General features: G+C 41.0%; 13 protein-coding genes. 8 read left to right on the top strand and 5 right to left on the bottom strand.

The genetic code is table 11. From position 1 onward, the window contains the following. Window positions 1-2: 2 nt before the first annotated feature. Together BM161_RS01045 and BM161_RS01050 are read left to right on the top strand one after the other, a co-directional pair. Window positions 3-1,499, top strand: coding sequence for an L-fucose/L-arabinose isomerase family protein (locus BM161_RS01045; protein WP_218150234.1), 1,497 nt, complete (start codon window positions 3-5; stop codon window positions 1,497-1,499). A gap of 554 nt (window positions 1,500-2,053) precedes the next feature. Continuing rightward, window positions 2,054-2,911, top strand: a complete 858-nt coding sequence (locus BM161_RS01050; protein ID WP_074929826.1) for a hypothetical protein — start codon at window positions 2,054-2,056, stop codon at window positions 2,909-2,911. 78 nt (window positions 2,912-2,989) lie between these two features. On the opposite strand, the gene BM161_RS01055 is transcribed toward BM161_RS01050, so the two are convergent. Continuing rightward, window positions 2,990-3,955 carry a DUF4097 family beta strand repeat-containing protein gene (locus BM161_RS01055; RefSeq protein ID WP_074929827.1) on the bottom strand — a complete coding sequence of 322 codons (966 nt, stop codon included), beginning with the start codon at window positions 3,953-3,955 and terminating at the stop codon, window positions 2,990-2,992. A gap of 94 nt (window positions 3,956-4,049) precedes the next feature. Between BM161_RS01055 and BM161_RS01060 the strand changes: the two genes are divergently transcribed. Further along, window positions 4,050-4,823, top strand: a complete 774-nt coding sequence (locus tag BM161_RS01060; protein ID WP_074929828.1) for a TrmH family RNA methyltransferase — start codon at window positions 4,050-4,052, stop codon at window positions 4,821-4,823. Between the two features lie 107 nt (window positions 4,824-4,930). Further along, the gene (locus tag BM161_RS01065) at window positions 4,931-5,704 is read left to right on the top strand and encodes an SDR family oxidoreductase (RefSeq protein ID WP_074929829.1); all 774 of its coding nucleotides are present in this window, start codon (window positions 4,931-4,933) and stop codon (window positions 5,702-5,704) included. A 71-nt stretch (window positions 5,705-5,775) separates the two neighbouring features. Here the strand turns inward: BM161_RS01065 and BM161_RS01070 are convergent, their stop codons facing one another. Together BM161_RS01070 and BM161_RS01075 are read right to left on the bottom strand one after the other, a co-directional pair. Further along, window positions 5,776-7,788, bottom strand: coding sequence for a right-handed parallel beta-helix repeat-containing protein (locus BM161_RS01070; RefSeq protein WP_074929830.1), 2,013 nt, complete (start codon window positions 7,786-7,788; stop codon window positions 5,776-5,778). 134 nt (window positions 7,789-7,922) lie between these two features. After that, the gene (locus tag BM161_RS01075) at window positions 7,923-8,552 is read right to left on the bottom strand and encodes a flavin reductase (protein WP_074929831.1); all 630 of its coding nucleotides are present in this window, start codon (window positions 8,550-8,552) and stop codon (window positions 7,923-7,925) included. A gap of 173 nt (window positions 8,553-8,725) precedes the next feature. Between BM161_RS01075 and BM161_RS01080 the strand changes: the two genes are divergently transcribed. From BM161_RS01080 to BM161_RS01090, 3 genes are all read left to right on the top strand, one after another. Then, window positions 8,726-9,664 carry a formylglycine-generating enzyme family protein gene (locus BM161_RS01080; protein WP_074929832.1) on the top strand — a complete coding sequence of 313 codons (939 nt, stop codon included), beginning with the start codon at window positions 8,726-8,728 and terminating at the stop codon, window positions 9,662-9,664. Between the two features lie 79 nt (window positions 9,665-9,743). Then, complete coding sequence (locus BM161_RS01085; protein WP_074929833.1) at window positions 9,744-10,259, top strand: TIGR03546 family protein; 516 nt, start codon at window positions 9,744-9,746, stop codon at window positions 10,257-10,259. 12 nt (window positions 10,260-10,271) lie between these two features. Beyond that, a complete protein-coding gene (locus BM161_RS01090) occupies window positions 10,272-12,461 on the top strand; it encodes a TIGR03545 family protein (protein WP_074929834.1) in 2,190 nt (729 codons plus the stop codon). On the opposite strand, the gene BM161_RS01095 is transcribed toward BM161_RS01090, so the two are convergent. Beyond that, window positions 12,432-12,884 carry a hypothetical protein gene (locus tag BM161_RS01095; RefSeq protein WP_074929835.1) on the bottom strand — a complete coding sequence of 151 codons (453 nt, stop codon included), beginning with the start codon at window positions 12,882-12,884 and terminating at the stop codon, window positions 12,432-12,434. The two genes, BM161_RS01090 and BM161_RS01095, sit on opposite strands and share 30 nt — an antisense overlap. Window positions 12,885-12,887: 3 nt before the next feature. Continuing rightward, window positions 12,888-14,741 (bottom strand): alpha-galactosidase, encoded by a 1,854-nt coding sequence (locus BM161_RS01100; RefSeq protein WP_074929836.1) that lies wholly within the window; start codon window positions 14,739-14,741, stop codon window positions 12,888-12,890. A 177-nt stretch (window positions 14,742-14,918) separates the two neighbouring features. On the opposite strand from BM161_RS01100, the gene BM161_RS01105 reads away from it, so the two are divergent. Further along, window positions 14,919-15,605 (top strand): TrmB family transcriptional regulator, encoded by a 687-nt coding sequence (locus BM161_RS01105; RefSeq protein WP_074929837.1) that lies wholly within the window; start codon window positions 14,919-14,921, stop codon window positions 15,603-15,605. The last annotated feature ends 44 nt before the right edge of the window (window positions 15,606-15,649 follow it).

Consider the following 15,649-nt stretch of genomic DNA (forward strand, 5'->3'; position numbering starts at 1 on the left):
AAATGATTAACAACAAACCAAAAATTAAGATCGGTATTGTGGCTGTTAGCCGCGACTGTTTCCCAGAGTCTCTCGCTGTAAACCGCAGAAAGGCTCTTGTTGCTGCATATACAAAAAAGTATGGTGCAGATGAAATCTACGAATGTCCAATTTGTATCGTAGAATCAGAAATCCACATGTGCCAGGCTTTGGAAGACATCAAGAAGAACGGTTGTAACGCTCTTTGTGTTTACCTTGGTAACTTTGGTCCAGAGATTTCTGAGACTTTGCTTGCTAAGCACTTTGAAGGTCCAAAGATGTTCTGTGCTGCTGCAGAAGAGACTTCTAAGGACGGCGGACTTATCCAGGGTCGTGGAGATGCTTACTGTGGTATGCTCAACGCTTCTTACAACCTCAAGCTCCGCAATATCAAGGCTTATATTCCTGAATATCCAGTAGGAACTGCTGAACAGTGTGCAGATATGATTCACGAATTTGCACCAGTTGCAAAGGCAGTTTATGCTTTGAATCACCTCAAGATTATTTCTTTCGGACCACGTCCACTCAACTTCCTTGCTTGTAACGCACCTATTAAACAGCTTTACAACATTGGTGTTGAAATTGAAGAGAACTCTGAGCTTGACTTGTTCGAATCATTCAACAAGCACGCTGGCGACGCTCGTATTAAGGAAGTTGCTGCTGATATGGCTAAGGAACTCGGCGCTGGTAACAAGAAGCCTGAAGTTCTCGAGAAGCTTGCTCAGTATGAAATCACATTGCTCGACTGGGTTGAAGCTCACCGCGGATACCGTGAGTTCGTTGCAATTGCTGGTAAATGCTGGCCTGCATTCCAGACACAGTTCGGATTCGTTCCTTGCTATGTAAATAGCCGCCTTACAAAGATGGGTATTCCTGTATCTTGTGAAGTAGATATCTACGGATGTCTCTCTGAGTTCATCGGTACTGTTGTTTCTAACGATACAGTTACTCTCCTCGACATCAACAACACTGTTCCACAGGATATCTATGATGAAGACATCAAGGGTAAGCACGGAACTTACACAATCAAAGATACATTCATGGGCTTCCACTGCGGAAACACAGCTTCTACAAAGCTTTCATTCTGCGAAATGAAGTACCAGCTGATTATGGCACGCGCTCTTCCAATCGAAGTAACAAACGGAACTCTGGAAGGAGATATCGTTCCTGGTCCTATCACATTCTACCGCTTGCAGTCAACTGCAGACAACATTCTCCGCGCATACATTGCACAGGGTGAAGTTCTCCCAGTTGCTACACGCTCATTCGGTGGTATCGGTATTTTCGCAATCCCAGAAATGGGCCGCTTCTACCGCCACGTACTCATCGAAAAGAACTTCCCACACCACGGTGCCGTTGCATTCGGCCACTTTGGCAAGGAACTCTTCGAAGTATTCAAGTACATTGGTGTACCAGTAGAAGAGATTGGCTACAACCAGCCTAAGGGAGTTAGATACCCTACTGAAAATCCATGGGGATAAGCCTAAAATCGAAAATCCGTTAAAAACTGGGCTGCGACAGCGGGCCAGTTTAGGATTATCGAAAGAACGGCTCAGAGGCAAGCTGTGCTTGCCGACCTACGGATTTTATATAACGACTGTCGAGCAATCGGCAGTCTTTTTTTATGGAAAAATGTAAATACAGCCTACTAAAATTGAAATTTAATAAAAATAGTAGGCTTGAAAATATAGGAATTCAAAATATATTTCCTGATTCAGCCCACTAAATATAGCTTTTTGCAATTTTAGTAGGCTGAAATGAAGAAAAATAGACAATTGTTTCATCACAATAGAATAAAAATCATCAATTTGAGCCTACTAAAAACGTAATTTCCCAATTTCTGTAGGCCGAAACGAGATAAAACTCCATGTACATATGAACTTCCAGCCTACTAAATTATCATTTTTTCAAAATTAGTAGGCTGAAATACCTTTGAATTAACCAAAAAACTGTCAAGAAAGGTAGTCTTTTTTTATTTATTTTTATATGTTATATTCGTGACAGAAAATAATAACAAAAAGGAGAAATCTTAAAAATGAAAAAAAAAGTTTTGGCAATGGTAATTGCTCTGCCATTTTTGTTTGTATCTTGTGCGTCTATAGGAGGAGGTACAGGCCTTTTGGATCAGGGATTTTATCCAATTGGAGAAGAATCTGAAACATCAGTTGAAATTACTGTTGGACCTAACTTAATTATTACTGGAATTGATAAAGGCGCTGATTATTCGCTTAATATGTATCCAGCTCCAGTTAAAGGATTTAAGGCAAAATTTTCACCAAAACAGGAACAGATTTTCCGTCTTAAACCTGGTGTTCATACTGTAAATGTAATTTTTAATAGTGGAAGCCAGTATGCTATGGTTTCTAATACTTTAATTGCAAATTTCGAAGAAGGAAATCAGTACAGAATTGATTATGAAACAAATGGGAATTCAATTAAATACACTTGTGTGAACTCTGCAACAAAAGAATCTGCGCTTCTTGATCGTGCTGCACTTGCTGGAAAAACAGAATCTGTTATGTCTGCTTTTATTGGGGCCGTTCTTAATCCTACAATGGATGATGTAGGCCAGACAGTTATACAGGAAAATGATGATTATATTCTTATAACATATCCAGGTTTGAAGTTTGAGCTTACAGATAAAAAAAGCGGAACAACAGAAAAAGGTATGCGAACCTTCGTAACAGACTTTACCATGACAAGCGGAACAGTTTATCTTTGTGTAACCGATATGACAGATAAGGACGAATTCCTTAATTCTGATTATAAGAATAATTCAAAATACATTTTTACAGTAAAAGCATGTGACCGAAAAACAGTAACTTATACATATCAGAAACCAGATAATAAAAAAGATCAAACTATTACGTTTAATATCAGTGTGAAGAAATAAATCTTGAAAATATTAAATTAGAGTTATAAGAAAAAGACTGTCGATTTCTCGGCAGTCTTTTTTTTTATCAGTTATAAATTAGTAATCAAGTGTGATGTCGCCGGAAGAGGTGCGGAGTTTGATGGTTGCACCGCCGCCGTTGTAGTCCATGCGGTAGTTGTCGCGGGGGTTCATGCGGTTGTTGTTGAACTTGTCGCGGAAGGTGCCGGAAGAGCATGAAGCTTCTACGGTGAACTTTGCGCGCATTGGAACGTAGAGTTCAATGTCGCCGCTTGAGCATTTTACTGAAGAAGAAGCGATTGGGGCGTTGATAAGTTCGAGAGAGATTCCGCCGCTTGTGTTTTCGGCATCAAAATAATCGCAGTCTAATTTCTTTACGCTGATTTCGCCACTTGTTGAGCCAAAATCTGCATATTCACAGGCAAAATCATCAACCTTGATTTCACCACTGGTTGATTCAATGATACCCTTTTCGCCGGTAAATTTTTTGATTGTAATGTCTCCGCTTGTTGAGCGAGCTGTCAAATCATCTGCATCAATATTATATGCGTCTATTTCTCCACTTGTACAACTGAGTGAAACACTGTCTGCAAAAAGGCCCTGTTGAGAAATAATGTCTCCACTTATTGAACGGATTTTAATTTCTGATTTTGCAGAAAGTGTGCGTGTGATTTGAATTTCACCGCTTGATACATCCAGCACAATTTCATCAAAGTCTTTTTTTGGAGGAACGTAAACAATTACTGTGCACGAAAGTCCTGTTGGTTTTGAGAAAAAGTTAAAGGAGTTATTTGGACCCTCAATATAAAGGGTAGAACCAGTAACACTTACCTCTGGCGCATATTTTTTATAATTACAGTAGATTTCAACATCTATACTGGTTGAGTCCAGAGTTTCTTTAATCTGGAGCTCTTCATAAGAAAGTTTTACAGTAAGATTGTCTATTGCATCTGCGCCATACTGTTCCTTTGAAAGAAGATTTGGTAAAGCAAACACACTGGCAGCAAATAATGTAAGGAAGAATGTTGTAATTAGTTTTTTCATTATCATACCTCTTATAAATATAACACCTGTATAGATAGAAAGTGATACTATTTTTAATATATCAATTTTAGTTTTATTTGTGTATATTAGTCTTATGAAGAACAAGAAAAATAATGAGCTTGCAGTCTGCGGTTTTGCGACTGTTAAAAAGCTTGAGAAAAATCATCCGGAGAAGATTACCCGCCTTTATTTTACAGAAGAGGTTGCTCCTAAATTCGGCGGGTTGTGCAAAAAGCTTGCGAAGGTACATGGTATATATAATCAGAAGCCGGCGGCAGACCTCGAAAAATTGAGTGGCACGGTGCATCATCAGGGGGTTGTCGCTATGATTGAGGCACCTCAGATTGAGCCGCTGGATTCTGATATTACGGATGGGTGGTGTGAGCGCGGCGAAAGTGCTGTATTGCTGGACCGAATCGGAAACGCGAACAACTTCGGTGCGATTGTGAGGAGCGCGGCGTTCTTTGGTATTAAGAACATTGTGATTCCTTTGGACGAGGCACAGAGCTCGATTACGACTAGTAGTTACCGCGTGGCCGAAGGTGGAATGGAATACGTAAATATTTACAGTGTGCAGTCGAGCGTGAGGTTGTTGGAAGCCCTCTCGGGAAAGATGCTTCGTGTAGGAACTGATTTGGGAGCAAAAAAGCAGGTTAGCTATTTGAGTACTGCAGAAGCCCGCAAAAAGCCGATTCTCGTAGTTCTTGGAAACGAAGAGCATGGAATTAGTGATGCTGTACGTAAAAACTGTGACGAGCTGGTTATTATTCCATGGGGCGGCATGTCTGACGGTGCAGCCGAAAGTCTTGTAGACAGTCTGAACGTAGCACAGGCTTCAAGTATTATTTTCTACGAAATGACAAAATAATACTTAGTTAGTGAAAACTAACTTCCCGATTTCAAATAAATTTAGTATATTATAAATGTGGTTTCGACAAGCTCAACCACCGTCTATTATAAAAGGAGTATTTTTTTATGAAAAATTATTTTGATTTAACTGGTCAGGTTGCTGTTGTAACCGGTTGTTCTACAGGTCTTGGTGTTCAGATGGCTAAGGCTCTTGCTAATCAGGGAGCAAAAATTGTTGCTATTGCACGCCGTAAAGAGTTGATTGATGCAGTTGCTAAAGAAATTGCAGATACATATAAGGTTGAAGCTGTTGGTATTCAGTGTGATATTACAGATACAGACCGCGTAAACGCTGTTGTTGATGAAATCATGGCAAAATTTGGCCGCATCGACATTCTTATCAACAATGCCGGAACTGGTGCTGTTGCTCCTGCAGAGGACATTACAGATGATCAGTTCTACAATGAAATCAATATTGATATGTTCGGTTCTTTCCGCATGGCTCGTGCTATTGCTAAAAAAGCAATGATTCCTGCAAAATATGGTCGAATCATCAACATTGCTTCTATGTATGGTCTTGTTGGAAATAAGGTTGCGCCATGTTCACCTTACCATGCTGCTAAGGGTGGTGTTGTAAACATGACTCGTGGTCTTGCGGCTGAATGGGGTAAGTACAACGTAAATGTAAATGCAATCTGCCCGGGCTATTTCTACAGCCCGCTTACAAAAGAAACTCTGGATTCAGATTTCTTCCAGCAGAATGCTCAGACTATGATTCCTCTCAGCCGTTACGGCAACGAAGGTGAGCTTGATACAGCAGCACTCTTCCTTGCCAGCCCGGCTTCGAGCTATGTTACAGGTGTTATTTTGCCAGTTGATGGCGGTTATACAGCTATGTAGGTAACAATGGATTGCTTCGCTACGCTCGCAATGACGTCATTGCGAGGAGCGCAGCGACGAAGCAATCCATATTAAAACAGGCTGTCCTTAATTTCACTTCCGTCGGCGAAAGGTCCTGCAACAGGCTTTTCGCCGCGTTTTTTTCCAAAGAAGTCTGTATCAAAAATGATAGGGCTTCCGTCTGGATTTTCATAATTCTGTTCCGGCTCAAAGGCTGGAGCAATATCTTCAGTCTTCATAAGCTTACATTTTGAGCTTACAAAATCATAAAGATTTGTCTTAAGCCAGATTTTTCCGTTCTTTTCTTCATAACTGATTTCAACTTTGTCTGTAGTATTAACACAAGCATCAGCTTCTTTAGACATAGGCTTTGCACCGTTGAAATAAAGGTTTCCGCCAGCCCAGACAGGAAGTTCACTGTAATAACGATCTGTAGTTACTGAACCCATTCCGCAATAGCCTTCAAAACCAGCCTTCCATTCTTCAAAAGTAGGATAGTTATTGTAAGGAGCAGTTCCAACTACAAAGTTTGAATCATCCCAGTCGTTATGTGCATTTGCAAGCATACGTGCAGCAAATTCAGCACAAATTGGCTTTTGAATGAAGATATTGTTGTAGAACTTACAGTCACCATGAAGAATTGTCATAAATCCGGCAACTTCTGTTCTGTGTTTCATGTGATATGGAGTATAGCGTGGAGAAGGGCGATTTGGTGCACCATTGTTACAGCCGCGTCCAACTGCAGTAAAGCTTCCGGCAACAATATTGTGAACAAGAGCAACACCCTGAGTAGCAAGTTTAAGCGCACGAGGTGAAAGGAAGATGTTGTTGTCTACAAGAGTTGGTCCGTGAGAAACTTCAATAAAGAGATCTTCTGCAATTTCGGCCTTTATTTCACGTCCGTCTTTCTGTGGCGGAATATTATCATGGAAGAAGTTCTGAGTTACGCGGGTTCCCTGAGCCTGCCAGTCCAGCCAGATACCGCGTGTACAGTGATGAATATGGTTACGGCGGTAAATACAGTCAATTGCAGCATGCATTTTGATTCCGCCAATTTCAGCACCAGCAAGATTCTGCTTGTTATTGATGTGGTGAATGTGGTTATCTTCAATCAGAGAGAAAACTCCGCCAAGGTGACCTACAATACCGGTTTGACCACAGTCATGAATATCACAATGACGAACAATGTGGGAACCAATGTTCTCCTTGTTCCAGCCTTCAACCTGAGCCTGGCAGATACAATCACGTTCAGTCTGAGTTCCGTCCTTATATTTTGTCTTGAGCCATTTGTTGTCGTTTTCTGGCTGAAGATATTTTCCAAGAGAGATTCCAGAGCATTTTGATTCATAGATTTCGCAGTCTTCAATAATCCAGCCTTTAGACCAGTGAGGACCAACCATACCTTCCTGATAAGCAGTTGGAGGAGCCCACTGAGTTGCAGCCTGAGAAACAACAAAGCCGCTGAGGGTAATATAGCCTACGCCTTCTTTAGAAGGATAGAAGCCGTTTCTGCGAACGCTGATTTCAATATTATCTTTTGAAGGGTCTCTTCCTAAGAAGTTTGCATAGAAAACTGTTTCGTCTGTAGAAGAATCCTGCTCGGCATACCATTTATAGCGGGAAAACTCTGTGTCCCATGCAGAAACACTTGGTTCAGCTTTCTTTACTTCATCAAGAGACTGAACTTCGTACATTGATTTTCCGTTGAGATAAACATCTCCGGTATGAGCAATAAAATAAGCGATAAACCAGTCGCCGCTTACAAGAGTTGTGTAAGGATTATAGTCACCAAAAATCTTATTTGAAACGCGGGCTGTATAAACAGTTCCTTCTACCTTTGTCCAGCCCTTAAGTTCTTCTGCTCCAGTGATATGTGCACCGCGGGGCTTAGCCGAACGGTAAACAACAGGCTTACCTTCTTCTCCTGCATTTTTAGGATCAACATATTCACGATAAAGACCCGGTGAAACAATTACTTCATCACCTGCAACAGCAATATCTGCTGCCTGCTGAATTTTATTAAAAGGTTTGTTTTCTGAACCATCTCCGCCTGCAGCGGCGCTACAATCAACATAATAAATCATATAATCTCCTGATTACGAGCCAAAACGGCTGATTTTCACCTAAAAGTGTACACGAGATTTGAGAATTTACTATAAGAAAAATATATTAGAGTTGTATATTTTAATATGAGGATATTTATACGAATTTACGAAAATCAGCTCTCGTAAATTGGTTCAAAATCTTCTGCAGGATGGCCACAAATCGGGCATTCAAAATCAGAAGGGAGTTCAGCTCCTTCATATTCATAACCACAGATTTTACATCTCCAGCCAACAATCTTCTTTCCTGAATCTTCCATTTTTTCTGCCCCCGGCTTTGGTTTTATATCTTTGTGATAATCTGCATAAGTAAGTGGTGCCTTGTCGCTCATCACTTTTGAATCTTCTATTTCTGCAACAAAGAGAGTGTGAGTTCCAAGGTCAGTTGAACTTATAACTTTGCAAGTGAATAAAGCGCAAATCTGATCATTAAGATAAGGATTTCCGTTTGCATCCAGAGAGTAAGGGAAACTGGCGAATTTATCTGTATCGCGGCCACTGTGAAAGCCAAAATGTTCGATAGTTGGGAAGGTAACAGATTTATCGAGTACAGAAAGTGCAAAGGTGCCACACTCTTTAATTTGACCACAGGTGTAATTCTGATTGATTACAGTGATTGCAATGCGGGTAGGATTAGCTGCCACCTGCATACAGGTATTTGTTACACAGGCATTAATTTTTGTATTGTCATGCGAGCCGAGAATAAAAACGCCGTAAGAAAGAGAAAAAAGTGCTTTTGGATCCATAGGAAACTCCTGAAATTTACTCTGTAATTTATATAAATTATAGAAGGGCTTTGTTTATCAGGCAAATAAAAAAATTATTATTTGTAACAAATTTGAGGTAACACTTTTTAAATGGCAGGGTGTTAAAATCCGTGGTAAAATTATTATAGGTTCTAAACCAAGGAGTTATCAAAATGAAGAAATTAGCAATTCTTTCAATTTCGGCTTTACTTGCAGCATTAATGGTTACTGGATGCGCATCTAAGCCAAAGGCAACTGCCTCAACAGAATCTAAAAAACGTGTAATTTATGTATCAAGGGACGGCTTCTCAAAGAATCTTATTGAGGTTGTAGTCGATCCAACTGCTGAAAGAGATTCAGCATTTTCGAAGGCATCTGCAGAAGAACCTGTAGATTTGATGGCATTCTATATTGCTCAGACAGAAACAACTTATGCCCGCTGGTATGAAGTTTATAGTTGGGCAACTGGCAATGGTTACAAATTCGCTAATCCTGGACGCGAAGGAAACACAGGAAAAGATGGAGCTGCTCCAACAGGTTCAAATCTTCCAGTAACAATGATTAGCTGGCGTGATGCAATTGTATGGTGTAATGCAGCCAGTGAAAAAGACGGACTTACTCCTGTTTACAAGTACAACGGTGCAGTTTTGAAAGAAGCTGATACTGCAAAAGATGGTGAAGGTAAAGCAGAAAATGCAATTATCGATCCAAATGCAGACGGCTACAGACTTCCTACAGAAGCTGAATGGGAATTTGCTGCACGCGGTGGAGATCCTTCATCAGCAGCATGGGCAAATCTTTATAACGTTTCTGCAGATTCACCAGATGCAGTTGCATGGTATTCAGGAAACTCAGATGGAAAAATGCAGGATGTTATGACAAAAGAAGCAAACGGCTTTGGAATGTATGACATGAATGGTAATGCCTGGGAATGGTGTTATACAGCATGGTCAAGCAGTATTCAGCGTCGTATTATCCGCGGCGGAAGCTACAGAAAAGCAGCAGAAGGTGTTACTGTAGTTTCTAAAGATGTTGCTCCTGTAACCAGAGTTTATGATGATGTTGGTTTCCGTGTAGTTAAATTTGCACTCTCTCAGAGAGACGCTAAGTAACGGAATATAAAGTTTTTATTCTTGCAAACTCCGACCTTTCTGTTAAAATGTAATTAACATTTGAAAGTCGGAGTTTTTTATGCTTAAGTTCATTGTTAAACTGTTAAAGGCATTGAACAGCAATTCACATCCTGGCGAAATTGCTCATGCCGTTTGTCTGGGAATGCTGCTTGGATTCTTACCAAAAAACAACATTTTCTGGTATATCATAACTGTTTTTGTTCTTTTTATGAGAATAAACAAAGGTGCTTTAGTGCTCAGTACACTGGGCTTTTCTTTACTGGCACCCTTGTTTGACCCGCTGTTTGATCAGGTGGGCTACTGGTTCCTTACCTTACCGGCCCTTGAATCAACCTTTGCATGGCTTTTAGACATTCCGTTTGTAGGCTTCACAAAGTTCAATAATACAATTGCTTCAGGTTCACTTTTGTGTGGCCTTGCGCTTTATATTCCACTTTATGTAATTGCCAGACTTCTGGTATGGCTTATCAGAAATAAGATTGTTCCGGTTCTTCGAAAAACAAAGTTTATTGTTGCAATTTCGAAGGTTCCTCTTATTAAAAAGATTGCGGCACTTGCTGCTAAGAAGGACTAAGGGGGCAATATCATGAAAAAAATACCATCACTTTTCAGAAAGAAATATACAGCAAAAAAGCTTGAGAAAAAGATTTATAAAAAGCTTTATGTTCCAGAAGATAAAAAATACGTAAAAGGACTTTTTACAGAAGTTGAGAAAAAAGGCTCAAAGCAGACTCCAATTTTTGCAATTCCGCCGGAAAAGGCAGAGCAGCTTGCAAAAAAGGATATGAAGAGACTTAAGGCTCTTGCAAAGCAGATTAAAAGCCAGAAGGGGCGCGTAAACTGGGTTCCTCTTTTAGTTACCATTGCGTTCATTGCTGCTATTCCAGTCTGCTTTATTACCTTCAAAAATGTGATTATCAAAAAGGCTATTACCGTAGTCTGTGAAAATATTTTTGAAGCAAAATGTGATATTGAAAAGGTTGATTTTAAGTTGCTGGATTCTTCACTCAAGGTTCGCAAAATTGAGATTGCCAATAAAAATGATTATATGAAAAATCTTGTAGATATTGGCTCAATCACAATTGATTTTGATTTGAATCAGCTTTTGAGAAAACGCTTTGTTGCAGATGAACTTTCTGTGCTCGATGTAAACAGCGGAACAGAAAGAAAGACCTCGGGAGAGCTTCCACCTAAGAAGGTAAAGAATATTCAGAAAGGCAAGGCTAAGGCAGAAAAGAAAGCTTCAGAATCAGGCCTTGGAAAACTGATTGCAGAGAAAAAAGCAACGGCAGCATCTTCTCTGGAAAGCAATATAACCGGACTTTTTAATCAGCTTAATCCTGAAACTTTGATGCAGAACTTTGCGGCTCAGCTTCAGACACCGGCAGTTTCAAAACAGGTGCAGGAACAGGTTCCACAGATTGTTGCAAAGTGGCAGGCAAAACCGGCAGAAGTCCAGAAGACTGTTGATGATCTTCAGAAATCTGTAAACGATATTGTAAACTTTGACTTTAATTCAGTTCAGAATAATCCTCTTAAGATAAAAGAGTTCATTGAAAATCTGGATTCTACTTATAAAAATATTGATAAGGTAAAGAACGATGCCAACGGAGTTCTCAAGAGCTTTAATGCAGATATAGCAGAAGCTGATGGACTTAGAAAGACAGTTCAGAATGCCGTAACTCACGATATGAATTTTGCGAACTCAGAAATCAACAAAATTAAATCGCTTAATATTTCTGATGGAACAAAACTCATAAGCGGAATGTTTGAAAATGTAGCCTGCGATGTGCTTGGAAAATATTATCCTTATGCTACTAAGGGTGTGAACTATCTTCTTGATTTGAAAGCAAAGCAGGGTGGAAAGCCTAAGGAAGAAAAAGCTCAGAAAGAGAAGAAGGAAAAGTATACAGTTAAACGTGCACCTGGCCGTGATATTTTCTACCGTCAGGATAAGGTTCCGGCTTTGTGGATTAAGAAGATGGCAGGCTCTGGTCCAAACTTCTTTGCTCAGGCAACAGATATTTCAAGTAATCAGGATATCATTAATAAGCCGGCAAAGATTGATTTTAATATGGACCTTATGGGCTTAAAGCATACTGCAAAGCTTGTTGTTGATTTTAGAACAGATACAAAAGAGCCGCTGATCCGCGCTGATTATGGTCTCAAGAATATTCCTCTGCTTATTCCTGCAGAAAAGTTTGGTGAGTATCCTGGAGTTCCTTCGTTCGATGCAAAGTGTGCCGTTGATGCAGTGCTTAAGATTTTTGATGATGAAGGCTTTGAGCTTACAGGAAAGGGGCTTCTTACAGATTTGAAGATTGCTACTGTTCCGTTTGAACCTGAGTATGCTTCTAAGATTTATTCAAATGTAATGGGCCGTATTAATACGGTTCGCGCAAATATTACAAGCGGCTTTACAATGTCTGGCGGTCTTAAGATGCTTCTTGATTCTGATGCAGATGTTCAGGTTCTTAATTCTTTGAAGAAGGAAATGGAAGCTCAGCTTGCAGGTATTAAAGAAAATCTTAAGGCTGAACTTACTAAGAAGATTAACGAAGCAAGCGGTGGAGCACTTGGACAGTTTGGTTCTTTGGATGAAATTAAGAATAAGCTTACCGGTTCTGTAAATACTGCAAACGGTTATGAAAAGCAGCTTACTCAAAAACGTGCGGAAGCTGAGAAGCAGTTGAAGGGTAAGGCTGATGAAGCAACCAAGAAAGCAACGGAAGATGCTAAAAAGGAATTAGGCAATCAGCTTAAGAAGTTGTTCTAGGATTTTCTGAGCTTCGGTTTTTGTGACTGGAGCCAGGTGATTAAACAATAACACAGGATTATTAGAGGAGTCTGAGAAATCGGACTCCTCTTTTATTATGCCGCGTGTATAGACCTGGGCTATGTGTTCGGCACACGCGCGGCAGTTGTACAGGTCGCGGAGGCGGAGGGCTGGGGCGATGTCAGCGAGATCTGGGACGTTGCATTCCAATTTAAGGAACTGATGGATTATGCGGGCGGCTGTCTGGCGGTTGAGCGTTGCATTGGGGTAGCGTTCGTCCTGGTCTTCCAGCCATCCGCGATAATGGCCGTAGCGCAGAATATCTTCCGTAGCGGACTGTGCGGGTTTTACCGCAGCAGTGCGAAATCTCAACTCAAACAACCGGCTCACAAACTCGCCAACCGAGATCTCCTCTTCTTCCATAAACTAGCCTTCTACCGGTGCGGCTGGGGAAATCTTCAAAGTAATGTTGCCACAGCCTTCGATTTCTGAAACACCAAAGCGGCCGTTTTCAAAAATACCGGTTTCGCCTGTCCAGAGATTCTTGAAAGCGTAGCGTCCGGCACCGGAGTTTGCCGTGCCGTCTGCCCCGTAGAAGCCTTCCGGCAACTTGTCACCCAGGTATTTTTTAATCAATGCAGTATCAACCGCAAAGTCGCCACACTTTTTCTCCTGACTCAGGTTGAAGAAGGAGAGAGCGAGAGAGCCGTCTGCAAGTGGCTTTGCAAGAATGTCTACACGATCGCAGTCGGTGATGTAGGCGCGGTCCGGTGTTCGGTCTGCGACGTCGAGGGTTTCAGGCATTGCAGCAGTTGTGAAAATACGTTTTGCCTGAATACCAAGCGCATCCTGGTTGAGAGCGATGAGGTCGCGGTTTGCAATTATATTGTAAAGTTCATCACCTTTTTGAACACGACGAAGATCGAGGCCGAGCATCAAAGGAGAGTTCATCATACACCACATTGTAAAATGGGTCTGGCTCATCTGAGTGGTCATTCCGTTCATTCCCACCATCATCATGTCGGGGTCGTTCCAGCCTTTGTTGAGTCCGGAAAATTCGTCCATTATAACGGCTTTGTTGTACTGTGAAGTTACGCTTGGAGTTCCGGGGTCTGTCCAGTTGCCGAAGCCAGGGTTACCGTCTGAGCCCACGCGGAAGGTAATGTCATTTAAGATTCGCCATGAGTTACCAACTTTATAGCCCCAGTTCTGAGGCTGAGTTTTTCCCCATTCGCAGAGGGAAAGAAGAACGCCGTGATCCGGTTTTGCTTCGTTGAGTCCTTCGAGCATTGCTGCATATGAGCAGAGTGTATTCTCCTGTCGTCGATGGTTCATAAGACGGATTTTGTTGCGGCCGGCCTGAAGTGTAATTTTGATTGGTTCGGAAGCCATGAAAGTTTCCGGAGTTTCTGTTGCCGGAAGGAGATTATCAAAGAAAATAGTTGAGTTCTCATTATCGTCCGAAGCAACCCCCGCTGCCACTTGCAGCCATTCTCCGCATCCGTTTTGGCGGGAAGTTGCGTAGTTTACTGTCAACTCGTACTCGCCGGCCTCAGGTACTTCAATCTCAAAAACAAGCTCGCTGCTCATTGCTCCAACAGGAGTTGTTCCGGTATTTGTACCGTCAAAAGTTCCGATTCCTGTGGCATAGCCATCTTTTATGGAAGCACCACGACCTGTCAAAATTCCCTTATCAGCGCTGAGTAAAATCGAAAATTCGCCTTTTTTTAACTGAATTTCTTTCAAATTTGGGGCAAAAACGTACTTTGCGTTCTCAGGATTTGAAAAAGTTGCATTATCCCAAAGGTAATAACAGTTATCAATTTTGAGGAAATCTACTCCCCAGTCAATGTAAGATTTAGCATCTGTCTTTTCAAAACCGCAGGTTCCTACTGCAGCTCCGGCACAGAGGTTTGTTCCAATATCATTGTACATTCCAAACTTAAGTCCGCGAGCGTGAACATAGTCAGAAAGAGCGCGGAAGCCGTTTGGAAATTTTACAGGTTCATTTGCAAGCTTGCCGTCCTCGCGCTCAGATTTATAGCAGCCATCATCAAGAACAAGATATTTATATCCAAGTTTATCGAGACCAAGTTCAATGATTTTGTCGGCCATGATTTTTGTGAGTGCTTCTGTGTTGCCGCTTCCGAAAGCATTCCAGCTGTTCCAGCCCATTGCGGGAAGGCGGTTCTTTACGTTTCCAGGGAGCACCTGGCCATCATCAAAATTGTCAAAGCGATATTTTTTATCTGTAATTTTCGCAGGTTCGGTTGGTGTCATTTTTTCCTCGTTTTTACAAAAAAATAGTTAATCGATTTACTTAATCATACATCTTTTCACCGGTTAATCAATTATAAATTTGACATTATCAGAAATTCTTTGTATATTGTCGTAAGTAGTTCTAAATAATACTACTAATGACGCAACGATGCGGGATAACTGATTCGAGGTTTTGATATGGCTGAAACAAAGATTATCGACATTCTTACAGAGTTCTCTCTTACAAGACAGGAAGCCTCAATTTATGCTGCACTTTTAAATCATGGTGATATGACCGGTTACGAGGTTGCTAAGGATACCGGTTTTTCCCGCTCAAATGTTTATGCTGCACTAAATGCTCTTGTTGAAAAGGGGGCAGCATATCTTGTTCAGGGTGAATCTACAAAGTACCGCCCTGTTGAAATCAAAAACTTTACATCAAACAAAATTGCAGAACTCAAAAAATCTGCTGAGTATCTGGAAAAGCATGGACCTCAGAAGGTTATTGAGTCAGAAGGCTATATCACAATTGTTGGTGCAAAAAATATCCGCAATAAAATGCGTGAGATGCTTTCCAAAACTGAACTTCGTCTTTATCTGATGGCACCTGCTCAGATTGTTAAAGATTTTGAAGAGGACCTTAAACGTCTTGTTTCAGAAGGAAAGAAAATTGTTCTGCTTACTCAGGACTATTCGATTAAGGGTGCAAAGGTTTACAACACAAAAGTTGATGAAGGTCAGATTCGTTTTATAACTGATTCAGCTTATGTGCTTACCGGCGAACTTACAGATGATGAGCATAATACATGTCTTTACTCAGGTCAGAAAAATCTGGTCGAAGTAATGAAAGAGGCATTAAAAGATAAAATAACGCTTTTAGCGTAATCGGTGGTTGTGGTCCCTGAGCCTGTCGAAGGGGTCGGAACCAC

It is taken from the genome of Treponema bryantii, from assembly GCF_900113965.1.
In the GTDB taxonomy this organism is placed as follows: Bacteria; Spirochaetota; Spirochaetia; order Treponematales; family Treponemataceae; genus Treponema_D; species Treponema_D bryantii_A.

Excerpts from the sequence above, each read along its gene's own strand:
- BM161_RS01045 (WP_218150234.1), top strand. The coding sequence starts at position 3 with ATGATTAACAACAAACCAAAAATTAAGATCGGTATTGTGGCTGTTAGC.
- BM161_RS01050 (WP_074929826.1), top strand. The coding sequence starts at position 2,054 with ATGAAAAAAAAAGTTTTGGCAATGGTAATTGCTCTGCCATTTTTGTTT.
- BM161_RS01055 (WP_074929827.1), bottom strand. The coding sequence starts at position 3,955 with ATGAAAAAACTAATTACAACATTCTTCCTTACATTATTTGCTGCCAGT.
- BM161_RS01060 (WP_074929828.1), top strand. The coding sequence starts at position 4,050 with ATGAAGAACAAGAAAAATAATGAGCTTGCAGTCTGCGGTTTTGCGACT.
- BM161_RS01065 (WP_074929829.1), top strand. The coding sequence starts at position 4,931 with ATGAAAAATTATTTTGATTTAACTGGTCAGGTTGCTGTTGTAACCGGT.
- BM161_RS01070 (WP_074929830.1), bottom strand. The coding sequence starts at position 7,788 with ATGATTTATTATGTTGATTGTAGCGCCGCTGCAGGCGGAGATGGTTCA.
- BM161_RS01075 (WP_074929831.1), bottom strand. The coding sequence starts at position 8,552 with ATGGATCCAAAAGCACTTTTTTCTCTTTCTTACGGCGTTTTTATTCTC.
- BM161_RS01080 (WP_074929832.1), top strand. The coding sequence starts at position 8,726 with ATGAAGAAATTAGCAATTCTTTCAATTTCGGCTTTACTTGCAGCATTA.
- BM161_RS01085 (WP_074929833.1), top strand. The coding sequence starts at position 9,744 with ATGCTTAAGTTCATTGTTAAACTGTTAAAGGCATTGAACAGCAATTCA.
- BM161_RS01090 (WP_074929834.1), top strand. The coding sequence starts at position 10,272 with ATGAAAAAAATACCATCACTTTTCAGAAAGAAATATACAGCAAAAAAG.
- BM161_RS01095 (WP_074929835.1), bottom strand. The coding sequence starts at position 12,884 with ATGGAAGAAGAGGAGATCTCGGTTGGCGAGTTTGTGAGCCGGTTGTTT.
- BM161_RS01100 (WP_074929836.1), bottom strand. The coding sequence starts at position 14,741 with ATGACACCAACCGAACCTGCGAAAATTACAGATAAAAAATATCGCTTT.
- BM161_RS01105 (WP_074929837.1), top strand. The coding sequence starts at position 14,919 with ATGGCTGAAACAAAGATTATCGACATTCTTACAGAGTTCTCTCTTACA.